11 protein-coding genes are annotated in these 11,634 nt (G+C 63.0%); 6 read left to right on the forward strand and 5 right to left on the reverse strand.

Going from position 1 to position 11,634, the window contains the following annotated elements:
• The first annotated feature begins 17 nt into the window (after positions 1-17).
• From AAN986_RS01505 to aldA, 4 genes are read left to right on the forward strand one after another with little or no spacing between them, the layout of a single operon-like run.
• Entirely contained in the window at positions 18-1,313 is a 1,296-nt protein-coding gene (locus AAN986_RS01505; RefSeq protein ID WP_034368750.1) for an MFS transporter, read from the forward strand.
• Positions 1,314-1,342: 29 nt separating this feature from the next.
• Positions 1,343-2,530: an L-rhamnonate dehydratase gene (rhmD, locus tag AAN986_RS01510; RefSeq protein ID WP_047219372.1), complete on the forward strand. Its 1,188-nt coding sequence runs from the start codon at positions 1,343-1,345 to the stop codon at positions 2,528-2,530.
• A gap of 11 nt (positions 2,531-2,541) precedes the next feature.
• Entirely contained in the window at positions 2,542-3,351 is an 810-nt protein-coding gene (locus AAN986_RS01515; RefSeq protein ID WP_047219371.1) for an HpcH/HpaI aldolase/citrate lyase family protein, read from the forward strand.
• 16 nt (positions 3,352-3,367) lie between these two features.
• Positions 3,368-4,801: an aldehyde dehydrogenase gene (gene aldA / locus AAN986_RS01520; protein ID WP_047219370.1), complete on the forward strand. Its 1,434-nt coding sequence runs from the start codon at positions 3,368-3,370 to the stop codon at positions 4,799-4,801.
• 13 nt (positions 4,802-4,814) lie between these two features.
• Here the strand turns inward: aldA and AAN986_RS01525 are convergent, their stop codons facing one another.
• Complete coding sequence (locus tag AAN986_RS01525; RefSeq protein WP_034397791.1) at positions 4,815-5,798, reverse strand: alpha/beta fold hydrolase; 984 nt, start codon at positions 5,796-5,798, stop codon at positions 4,815-4,817.
• Between the two features lie 58 nt (positions 5,799-5,856).
• Positions 5,857-6,372: a MarR family transcriptional regulator gene (locus AAN986_RS01530; RefSeq protein ID WP_016448606.1), complete on the reverse strand. Its 516-nt coding sequence runs from the start codon at positions 6,370-6,372 to the stop codon at positions 5,857-5,859.
• 102 nt (positions 6,373-6,474) lie between these two features.
• Here AAN986_RS01530 and AAN986_RS01535 point away from each other — a divergent pair, with 102 nt between their 5' ends.
• Both AAN986_RS01535 and AAN986_RS01540 read left to right on the forward strand, forming a co-directional pair.
• Positions 6,475-7,452, forward strand: coding sequence for a tripartite tricarboxylate transporter substrate binding protein (locus AAN986_RS01535; RefSeq protein WP_047219369.1), 978 nt, complete (start codon positions 6,475-6,477; stop codon positions 7,450-7,452).
• Between the two features lie 85 nt (positions 7,453-7,537).
• On the forward strand, positions 7,538-8,866 hold the full coding sequence (locus AAN986_RS01540) for a sulfatase-like hydrolase/transferase (protein WP_047219368.1): 1,329 nt from the start codon (positions 7,538-7,540) through the stop codon (positions 8,864-8,866).
• A 68-nt stretch (positions 8,867-8,934) separates the two neighbouring features.
• Here the strand turns inward: AAN986_RS01540 and AAN986_RS01545 are convergent, their stop codons facing one another.
• From AAN986_RS01545 to AAN986_RS01555, 3 genes are all read right to left on the reverse strand, one after another.
• Positions 8,935-9,798: a DUF4034 domain-containing protein gene (locus tag AAN986_RS01545; RefSeq protein WP_047219367.1), complete on the reverse strand. Its 864-nt coding sequence runs from the start codon at positions 9,796-9,798 to the stop codon at positions 8,935-8,937.
• A 674-nt stretch (positions 9,799-10,472) separates the two neighbouring features.
• Complete coding sequence (locus AAN986_RS01550) at positions 10,473-11,141, reverse strand: RHS repeat-associated core domain-containing protein (protein ID WP_277422872.1); 669 nt, start codon at positions 11,139-11,141, stop codon at positions 10,473-10,475.
• Between the two features lie 133 nt (positions 11,142-11,274).
• On the reverse strand, positions 11,275-11,628 hold the full coding sequence (locus tag AAN986_RS01555) for a hypothetical protein (protein ID WP_156180013.1): 354 nt from the start codon (positions 11,626-11,628) through the stop codon (positions 11,275-11,277).
• Positions 11,629-11,634 lie beyond the last annotated feature (6 nt).

The raw sequence follows: 11,634 nt of genomic DNA on the forward strand, positions 1-11,634 counted from the left end.
TGCCTGCAAGGAAAGTCATGAAAAAACTCCCCGCTCCCCTGCTCGCCAGGATCTCCTGGCGCCTGCTGCCCTTTTTGCTGCTCATGTACATCATGGCCTTCCTGGACCGGGCCAACGTGGGCTTTGCCAAGGTGGCCTTCCAGGCCGATACCGGCATCAGCGATGCGGCCTTCGCCTTTGGCGCGGGCGTGTTCTTCGCAGGCTATGCGCTGCTGGAAGTGCCCAGCAACCTGATCATGCACCGCGTGGGCGCCCGCATGTGGATGTGCCGGATCATGGTCACCTGGGGCCTGGTGTCGGCGGCCATGATGTTCGCCCACGACCAGACCACGTTCTACGTGCTGCGCTTTTTGCTGGGCGTGGCCGAGGCGGGGTTCTTCCCCGGCGTCATCCTGTACCTGACCTACTGGTTCCCGGCAGCGCACCGCGCGCAGGCCATGGGCTTTTTCTACTTCGGCGCGCCGCTGGCCTTCATCTTCGGCAGCCCGCTGTCGGGCCTGCTGCTGGAGCTGGACGGCATCGGCGGCTGGCACGGCTGGCAGTGGCTGTTCGCGGTGGAGGGGCTGATGGCCGTGGCCGTGGGCATCTGGGCGTATTTCCACCTGGACAACCGCCCCGCCGACGCCACCTGGCTCAGCCGCGAGGACAAGGCGCTGCTGCAGGACATCCTCGACAGCGAAGAGCGCGCCAAGGGCGGCCACGGCCACAGCCTGCTGGCCGCGCTGTGCCAGCCGCGCGTGCTCTACCTGGCGCTGATCTACCTGCTGATCCAGGCCAGCGTCTATGGCGTGGTGTTCTACCTGCCCAGCCAGGTGGCGGGCCTGCTGGGCACCAAGGTGGGCCTGCTGGTGGGCGTGGTCTCGGCCATTCCCTGGCTGTGCGCGCTGCTGGCCGCCTGGTGGATTCCGGGCCATGCCGAGCGGACAGGCCAGCCGCGCGGCATCGCCAGCCTGACGCTGGTGATGGCTGCCGTGGGCATGGCTGCATCGGTGAGTTTCTCCAGCCCCCTGCTGGGTGTGGCCGCGCTGTGCCTGGCGGCGGCCGGTTTCATCGCCGTGCAGCCCGTGTTCTGGACCTTTCCCGCCAACACGCTGGCCGGCGCTGCGGCCGCTGGCGGCATCGCCTTCATCAACTCCCTCGGCGCCGTGGGGGGCTTCATCGCCCCCATCGTCAAGAACTGGGCCGAGGGCTTTTTCCACTCCCCGGCGGCCGGCCTGTACCTGCTGGCCGGCACCACGCTGCTGGCTGCGGCCCTGGTGCTGGGCGTGCGCGCACGCCTGGCGCCGGCCTTGGCCGCACCGTCGGCCGCCTGAACCACTTGCACACGGAGCACAACCATCCCATGACACAGATCCCCACCATCAAGCAGGTGCGCGCCTTCACGCTCAAGGGCGGCGGCGCCGACTACCACGACCAGTCCGACGGCCACTGGATCGACGACCACATCGCCACGCCCATGGCCAAGTACCCCGAGTATCGGCAAAGCCGCCGCAGCTTCGGCATCAACGTGCTGGGCACGCTGGTGGTGGAGATCGAGGACAGCGCCGGACGCGTGGGCTTTGCCGTGACCACGGGCGGCGAGCCTGCGGCCTACATCGTCGAAAAGCACCTGGCGCGTTTCCTCGAAGGCGCCCGGGTGACTGACATCGAGCGCATCTGGGACCAGATGTACCTGTCCACCCTGTACTACGGCCGCAAGGGCATCGTCATCAACACCATCTCGGGCGTGGACCTGGCGCTGTGGGACCTGCTGGGCAAGGTGCGCGGCGAGCCCGTGCACCAGCTGCTGGGCGGCGCCGTGCGCGACGAGCTGCAGTTCTACGCCACGGGCGCGCGGCCCGACCTGGCGCAGAAGATGGGCTTCATCGGCGGCAAGATGCCGCTGCACCACGGCCCGGCCGAAGGGGAGGAGGGCCTGCGCCGCAACCTGCAGGAGCTGGCCACCATGCGCGAGCGCGTGGGCCCGGACTTCTGGCTCATGCTGGACTGCTGGATGAGCCTGGACGTGAACTACGCCACGCGCCTGGCCCAGGGTGCGCAGGCCCATGGCCTCAAGTGGATCGAGGAGGCCCTGCCGCCCGACGACTACTGGGGCTACGCGGCCCTGCGCAAGAACGTGCCCACCGGCATGCTGGTGACCACGGGCGAGCACGAGGCCACGCGCTGGGGCTTTCGCCAGCTGCTGGAGATGGGCTGCTGCGACATCATCCAGCCCGACGTGGGCTGGTGCGGCGGCATCACCGAGCTGCTCAAGATCTCGGCCATGGCCGATGCCCACCAGGCCTTGGTCATTCCGCATGGCTCCAGCGTCTACAGCTACCACTTCGTGGCCACGCGCCACAACAGCCCGTTTGCCGAGTTCCTGATGATGGCCCCCAAGGCCGACGAGGTCGTGCCCATGTTCCATCCGCAGCTGCTGGGCGAGCCCGTGCCCGTCAACGGCCGCATGCGCCTGTCGGCGCTGGACAGGCCTGGCTTCGGCGTGGAGCTCAATCCCGAGTGCGCCCTGCACCGCCCGTACACGCACTGAAGGAGCCCGCCATGCAACTGCCTGCCAACCCCTTCAAGGCCGCGCTGCGGCGCGCCGAGCCGCTGTACGGCATCTGGGCCGGCTTTGCCACGCCCTATGCGGCCGAGATCATCGCCACCACGGGCTACGACTGGATGCTGGTCGATGGCGAGCATGCCCCCAACACCGTGCCCACGCTGCTGGGCCAGCTGCAGGCCGTGGCGCCCTACGGCACGCACCCGGTGGTGCGTGCCGTGCAGGGCGACACCGTGCTCATCAAGCAATTGCTGGACGTGGGCGTGCAGACGCTGATGGTGCCCATGGTGGAGACGGCCGAACAGGCGCGCGAACTGGTGCGCGCCATGCGCTACCCGCCCCGCGGCGTGCGCGGGGTGGGCGGCGGCCTGACGCGGGCCACGCGCTGGGATGCCGTGCCCGACTACATCCGCACGGCGCATGAACAGCTGTGCCTGATCGTGCAGATCGAATCGCCCCGGGGCGTGGCCAACGCCGCCGAGATTGCGGCCGTCGAGGGTGTGGACGCCGTCTTCATCGGCCCCGCCGACCTGTCCACGGGCATGGGCCATGCAGGCGATGCCGGCCAGGGCGAGGTGCAGGACGCCATACGCCGCACCGTCCAGGCCACGCTGGCTGCCGGCAAGGCCTGCGGCATCCTCGCGCCGCGCGAGGAAGATGCGCGCCGCTATGCGGACTGGGGCTGCCGCTTCATCGCCGTGGGCATAGACATCAGCCTGCTGCGCCAGGCCGCGCTGGCCAATCTGGGGCGCTATCGCGCCACGCAAGCCACGGACCAGGCGGCCCCTGCATCCCGCACCTACTGAACCCAAGGAGAACTCCATGGCATCCCTTCCCGTGCTGCGCAATTTCATCGCCGGCAGCTTCACCGACAGCGCCGAACTGCATGAGGTGACCAACCCCGCCACGGGCGCGGTGCTGGCGCGCTCGCCCCTGTCCAGCCAGGCCGATGTGGACCGCGCCATCGCCGCCGCGCGCGGCGCCCACAAGGCCTGGGCGCGCCGCCCGGCCGTGGAGCGCGCACAGTACCTGCGCCGCGTGGCGGCCCGCATCCGCGACAACGCCGCGCGCATTGCGCGCACCATCACCGAGGAGCAGGGCAAGGTCCTGGGCCTGGCAGAGGTCGAGGTGAACTTCACCGCCGACTATCTGGACTACATGGCCGAATGGGCGCGCCGCATCGAGGGCGAGGTCATCACCAGCGACCGGGCCAACGAGCAGATCTTTTTGCTGCGCAAGCCGCTGGGCGTGGTCGCGGGCATCCTGCCCTGGAACTTCCCCTTCTTCCTGATCGCCCGCAAGATGGCGCCGGCCCTGCTCACGGGCAACACCATCGTCATCAAGCCCAGCGAGGAAACGCCCATCAACTGCCACGCCTTCACCGAGCTGCTGGCCCAGTGCGAGCTGCCGGCCGGCGTGTTCAACGTGGTCTATGGCCAGGGCGGCACGGGCGCTGCGCTGGCCGGCCATGCGGGCGTGGACATGGTCAGCTTCACGGGCAGCGTGGCCACGGGCGAGCGCATCGCCGCAGCCTCCGCGCCCCACATCACCAAGCTCAACCTGGAGCTGGGCGGCAAGGCCCCGGCCATCGTGCTGGCCGATGCCGACCTGGACCTGGCCGTGCGCGCCATCCGCGACTCGCGCATCATCAACACCGGCCAGGTCTGCAACTGCGCCGAACGCGTCTACGTGCAGCGCCAGGTGGCCGACGAGTTCACGGCCCGCATCGCCCAGGCCATGGCCGCCACGCGCTACGGCGACCCGATTGCGCGGCCCGACGTGGAAATGGGCCCGCTGATCAACCAAAAGGGCCTGGACAGCGTACAGGCCAAGGTGCGCCAGGCCATCGCCGACGGCGCGCAACTGGTCACGGGCGGGCAGGCCGCAGACCTGGGCGCGGGCTTTCACTTCCAGCCCACGGTGCTGGCCGGCTGCCATGCCGGCATGGAGATCATGCGCAAGGAAATCTTCGGCCCCGTGCTGCCCATCCAGGTGGTGGAGGACCTGGACGAGGCCATCGCCCTGGCCAATGATTGCGAGTACGGCCTGACCTCGTCGCTGTACACGCGCGACCTGTCCAAGGCCATGCAGGCCATGCGCGAGATCGACTTCGGCGAGACCTACATCAACCGCGAGAACTTCGAGGCCATGCAGGGCTTCCATGCGGGCGTGCGCAAGTCCGGCGTGGGCGGGGCTGATGGCAAGCACGGCCTGTACGAGTACACGCACACGCATGTGGTGTACCTGCAGGGTTGAGCCAACGGTTCGCCTATCGCTTCACGGTGGCTGACGTTATGAACCGGGCAATGGTGCTGGAAACCCCGGGCACTAGCGGCAGCCCCTCCTTGTCATAGGTTGCAAGATTGGCAGCGCGATCGTTGGTCTCCACCTTCTTGAGCACATGGTTGGTGGCGGGCAACAGCACAAGCTTGGCGTTCGGTGCAGCCTTGGCCAGACGCTGAGCATCCTTTGGCTTGATCTGCAGGTCGCGCTCACCTTGAATGATGAGCACGGGTTTGGAATAGCCCGCTATCAGGCGAGCGGGGTCCAGCGCGAAGGTGTTGATGAGAAAGCCTTGTACGCTGGCATGGAACATGGTGTTGAGCGGCCTGTCCATCTGGCGGGTATCCACGCGCCTGCCTGCTTCCAGAGCATCGATGACCGGTAACGCCTGGTCCAGGATCGGTGCATTGGCGGGGTCTTCCTTGAGCTGTTCCCGAAGCGTCTGCCCCATTGGGCGACCAGGAGCTGCTACCAATATCAGTCCGCAGATATCAGAGCGGCCCTGGCCAGCCTCCAGAGCGACCAGTCCACCTTCACTGTGTCCCAGCACCCAGACGCATTGGGCACCGGTCTCGCTGCGGATGGCGTCCACCCAGTGGTGCACATCTTCGGCATAGGCCTGGATGGTCACGGCATTGGGGTCCTCCACGGCCTTGTAGCTTTCGAACATGCCACGTTTGTCGATGCGTACGGTGGCAATGCCCTGGGTGGCCAGTTCCTGTGCGAGCAGTTGGTAGGTCGAGGCTTTGAGGCCGAACGGGCTGTTGCCGTTGCGGTCGGTGGGGCCTGAGCCGGGGACGATCAGTACGACCGGCGGCGCGCTTTGGCTCGGCGTCAGCAGAACTCCCCGCAGTGGGTCAAGTGGCCCCGTTGCCTGCAGCGGCTTTTCGCCAAGGACGGCCGTGGCCGGTGCGGCCATGGTGGTGCTTGCGCAGATGGCGGCCGCCAGGCCGAGGAGTAGAGCTTTCATGGGAAAGGCCGCAGAGTTGATCTGCGTGCCATTGGAGCATGCTTGTCTGTCGGCCCTGTCAGGTCGAGGCCGCGCGCTTGCGGTTGCGCGGCGCCTTGGGCGGCGGGCTGCTGGCCTCCAGCTCCCGCGCCCGGGCGCGGATGCGCGCAAAGGCGCTGGCCATGGCCTGCAGCTCGGGCTCGGGCACGGCGTCCATGAGCTCGCGGTTGATGGCCTGCACCTGCGGGAACAGCTCGGCATGCAGGGCGCGGCCCGTGTCGCTCAGGCGCAGCAGTGCGCGGCGCGCATCGCCCACCTGGCTCTCTTTCCACACCAGGCCCTTGGCCAGCAGCGCCGTGACCGCGCGCGAGGTGCGCGTGCGGTCCAGCTGCGCCTGCTCGGCCAGCTGCGAGGGCTGCAGCTGCCCGGCCTCGGCCAGCAGGCAGAGCATGCGCCATTCGCGCCGCGTGATGCCGTAGCGGCCCTCGCACAGGCGCACCACGCGGCTGCCAGCGGCCGCCTGCAGCCGCGCCAGGTGGTAGAGGAACATGTCGTCGAGCACGGCGGGGTGGCGCCAGCGGTGGAGGTCGGTCATGGACTCGCGGGCCGGTTTCGGGTTTACGCTAGGGATGATGGATTAGATGCATTGTCGGCGGCCTGCGTACATTGGCCGCAAGACAACGACAAGGAGACAAGTATGCCCAGCCCCCTCGCAGCCCTGGCGCCTGCCGCCCTGGCTTTGGTCGCCGCCGGCCTGTGCGCGGCGCCCGCCCTGGCCCAGGAATGGCCCAAGGCCAAGCCCATCCGCATCGTCGTGCCCAATCCGCCGGCCGGCCCGTCCGACATCTCGCTGCGCCCCGTGGCCGCCGCCATGCAGGCGGCGCTGGGCCAGGCCGTGGTCGTGGACAACAAGCCGGGCGCCAACGGCAACATCGGCGCGGCCGAGGTCGCGCGCTCCGCGCCCGATGGCTACACCTGGCTGTGGGCCATGGACCCCGTGCTCACCGTCAACCCCCATGTCTACAAGAACATGGGCTACAAGGCCGACGCGCTGGAAACCCTGGTCGTGGCCGCGCGCTTCTCGCAGACCCTGGTCTGCGGCCCGGGCACGGGCTTCAAGTCCGTCAAGGACATGGTGGCCGCCAGCAAGACGCGCGAGCTGACCTATGCCTCGGGCGGCGCGGGCTCGCCGGGCCACTTGGTCATGGAATCGCTGCTGGCCACCTCGGGCGCCAAGATGGTCCATGTGCCCTACAAGGGCCCCGCGCCGGCCATGCAGGACCTGCTGGGCGGTCAGGTGGACTGCGGCTTCCTGGCCGGCCCCACGGTCTTGCCCCAGGTCCAGAGCGGCAAGCTGATCGCCCTGGCCACCTCGGGCAAGACGCGCTCGGCGCTGGCGCCCGAGCTGCCGACCATTGCCGAGTCGGGCTTTCCCGAGTTCGACGGCACCTTCTGGATTCTGCTGGCCGCACCCAAGGGCGTGCCGCCCGCCGTGCAAAAGCGCTTTGTCGACGCCATGAACGAGGCCATCCGCGCACCCGAGCAAAAGGAACGCGCCAAGGCCCTGGACATCGAGATGGTCGGCTCCACCGTGGCCGAGGCCCAGGCGCGTGCCAAGGGACAGTCCGCGCAGTGGGCCGCCCTGGTCAAGCGCATCCACCTGACCAACGACTGAAGCCGCCACCAGGGCCTGTGGCCCTGAGGCACCGCCGTTTTGGCGATACTCCCTTTCCCAACGCATCCACTGTCTCCTGGCTCCCATGGCAACCCAGCGCCCCAATCTGATCTTCATCCTGGCCGATGACCTCGGCTATGCCGACCTCGGCTGCACGGGCGCGCGCGATGCGCACAGCCGCGCCACCGATGTCTCGCCCCGCCTGGACGCCATGGCCGCGCAGGGCATGCGCTTCACGCGCGGCTATTCCAACTCGGCCGTGTGCTCGCCCACACGCTTTGCCCTGGCCACGGCCCGCTGGCAGTACCGCCTGCGCGGCGCAGCCGAGGAGCCGATCGCCAGCGTCCACGGCGACAAGGTGCTGGGCCTGCCGCCCGACCATCCCACCGTGGCCTCGCTGCTGCGCGACGCCGGCTACGCCACCGCCCTGGTCGGCAAATGGCACCTGGGCTACCCGCCGCATTTCGGCCCGCGCATGTCGGGCTACGAGGAGTTCTACGGCTTTCACGCAGGCGGCGCCGACTACTTCGCCCACTGCGACCCGCGCGGCCGCCCCGACTTCTGGATCAACGAGGAGCCGCACGAGGAAGAGGGCTACCTCACCGACCTGCTTAGCCGCCGCGCCGTGGACTTCGTCGAGCGCCAGACGGCCGACAAGCCCTTCTACCTGTCCCTGCACTACAGCGCCCCGCACTGGCCCTGGCTCACGCGCGACGACCTGGAGGAATCGCGGCGCATCGGCGGCTTCGGCAAGCACACCGACGGCGGCACCATCGAGACCTACCAGCGCATGATCCACCACATGGACGAAGGCATTGGCTGGGTGCTGGATGCGCTCGAGAAAAAGGGCATGGCCGAGAACACGCTCATCGTCTTCACCAGCGACAACGGCGGCGAACGTTTCTCCAACAACTGGCCCTTCATCGGCCAGAAGATGGACCTGCTCGAAGGCGGCATCCGCGTGCCCCTGGTGGCGCGCTGGCCTGACCGCATGCCGGCAGGCGCCGTCAGCGACACGCCCAACCTGACCATGGACTGGTCGGCCACCTTCCTGGCCGCCGCGGGCGTGGACGGCCACGCCGACTACCCGCTGGACGGCGTCAGCCTGCTGCCCCTGATGGAAGACGGTACCTGGAACCCCGAGCGCGACCTGTGCTGGCGCATGAAGCACCGCGCCCAGCGCGCCCTGGTGCGCGGCGACTGGAAATACCTGCAGATCGAAGGCGTGGAATACCTGTTCAACGTGGCCCAGGACCCGCGCGAACGCGCCAACCTGCGCGACCGCGAGCCCCAGCGCCTGGCCGAGCTACGCGCAGCCTGGCAGCAATGGGATGCTTCACTGCCGCCCATTCCGGAAGAAGCCAAGGTGTCGCTGGTGTTCAGTCGGCAGGATCTGCCTTCGGCGACGTTTTGAGGGTGTGTGTGCCCGCAGGCTGTGGGCGATAAAACAAGGCAGGCCTTTGGGCCTGCCTTGTTTCCTGATTACTGGTACGTCCTGACCATGCCCGCCCGTGCGGCCTCCGAGTTGTCGCACATGTCCTTGGCCTGTTTGTAGAGGGCCTGGGCCTTGCTCTTGTCCTTCTCCATGACTTCGTAATGGCTGGCCTTGGCAAGCACCAGGTTGTATTGGAGATAGCTGGCGCTGGCCGAAGGCAGCGACTTCACGGCCTGTGACACCATTTGGTCCAGGCCCTCCAAGGACCCGCCCCAGCGCGGGCTCAGGTAATTGAGGGCATTGACGCGGGCCGCCAGGTTCTTGGGATCGGCCTGATCGGCCGCCTGCAGCCACTGCGCCGCAGTACGTCCACCCACCTGGTTTTCCATCGCGGCCAATCCAATCAGCATCGTCTGCGGCAAGGCCGAGCGGGCATCCAGCGCCATGGCCTTTTGCAGATACGGCTGGGCCTTCGCGCTGAGCTGCTTGACAGTGTTCCACTGGCTGCCCGTCACCCTGGAGGCTGGCGCCTCGCCACGGGCGCCAAATGCCTTGTTGCCGTAATAGAGGCCCGCATTGAGCTGGGCAAAGAACGACTTGGGCTGCTGATCCGCCCACATGCGCATCACGTTCTCTTCCTGCAGGCTCAATTGCTGCAGTCCCAGCAGATCCCGCATGGTCAACAAGTCCCCGCCCGAGGAAGAAAGATTCTTCTTGTGCCTGCGGGCCAGTTCCTTGTCCAGCGCCTCGAACTTGAACTCGCTGAGCAGTGCAGCTCTCTCGGACTCTTCCAGAGTGGCATTGCCATCGGGAATCAGCGGGCACTGCGCGGCGTAGGTGGCAGTGGCTGCGGAGAGAGACAGGGTGGCGAGCAGGATGCGGATCAGGGTTTGGGTGGTTTTTGCGGTCATGTGTCCCTCTTGGAAATTGAATGTGTTATTCAGAATTGCCAGAATAAATTGACAAATATATTTGATTATTTCCAGAAAACTCCTTTCAATAAAAGTTCATCATTAAATAGTAAATGTTGAAATCCATAAAAAATCTTTATAATAACGCTGCAATGAGATTATTTGGGAAATTTATTGAGCATTATTCTGATAATAAATTTTCTCAAAGCAACTGTATGACTGCGATTCATCCGGAGTTTGCATGGTCATCCTGCCATGCGTGGGCATGTTCGAAAAAAGAACATCTTTCCCCTGCTCGCTCCTGGAGTAAAGGGCTTTTTACTCAGTAGCAGATGAATCTGGGTATTTTTCAAATCCTCGGAAATTTTTCTTCTAACTGACTTGTCTTTGCTGTTGATGTAAATAATGCCACTGCCTCTTATTTCATCCAACAAAGCCTGAAGTAAAATTGCTTGCCCCTTTTTTTTGCATATTCATTTCTATGTCCTAGGGGAAATGCAAATTTTTCCAGTAGGCATGCCCTATTTTTATAGGAAAACGTAATTTATTTTGTTCCATCTGCAATATCATTGATCACGAAGTTTATTTATATTCCACGGCTAAAATCTCCAAGTATCAATAATAATAATATACACAATGCTAGAGCTATATATATTATTACTCTAATAATCAATTTATTTTTCACCATTTATAATGCTTTTGTATTTATTTATGGTGGATTGATACATAATATCTGCATTATGATCAATAATATCTTCGATGCTAGAAAATTTTGGCGAAATTCTGTTCAGTAGCTGACCCGTACTTAATCCAATTCTATCAAAAACACTCTCGTTTAAATGCTGCATTTCATGCGCCATTGTTTGAAGAAAATCATCTAATTTACTATCACACATGGAAACGCCGTCTTCGCCATAAATATCTGCGTTGTATTGAATATTCCCACTAAGATCTGTTCTGCCGGCAAGAACTTGCCCAAGCGTTCCAGATAAACCTACAACGCCAGTAACTGATTTCGGTGTTTTTAGTATTTCGGGGAATTGCCCCTTCAGCACGTTAACCGCTGTATCAACTTGCTCCTTTGTGGCGAGTCCGACTGGATCGAAATAATTCAAGGGAGAGCCTTCTGAATATCCAGATAAGTTCCATCCACCCATCAAACCAATCGGATCCTGATTGACATAACTCCCCAGCACCGGATCGTAATACCGATACCGGTTGTAATACAGCCCCGTTTCCCTGTCATGGTGCTGCCCCGGCAGCCGGATCGCCTGGTGGATGCCCTGCGGGTTGTACTCCTGCAGCACATTGCCCCAGGGGTCCAGCTTGGCGGCCCAGGCCACCTGGCCCCTCTGTTTTTGGGGGCGCTTTGTTGGTAGTGGATAGGGATGATCTGCTTGTTATTTGTATTGTGCTTACAGTTAGGATTGCATGCTGCTCGCTAATATAGTATTGAATTTGATGGTATTTTGGTAATTAGTTATCTTCGCAGGTTTCATTTTTAAATTCAGATATTATTCCATCGATTTTTGAAAAAAACCCACCCTCAACCTCTTTTGAACAAGATTTATCAGATTTGCAATCCATCCAATCTTCTGAAAGACGAGAAACTTCCTTTTTCATTTCGCAAAGTAAAAGATTTTTATTCATAATATGGTTTTTCATATTTGATATGCCATGAATTCCATTGGCTGCTCTTATTGCAATATACTGACTATTTAAGAAATTCATATACTCCATAGTGTATTGATTGTTTTTATAGATACCCAGCCAATATCCTGCATAAACTGATATAGCAATGACTGTTGCTTTATATATATATTTTCTCATACAAAT

Origin of the sequence: Delftia sp. DS1230 (assembly GCF_040112715.1) — a bacterium.
GTDB lineage: Bacteria > Pseudomonadota > Gammaproteobacteria > Burkholderiales > Burkholderiaceae_C > Comamonas > Comamonas tsuruhatensis.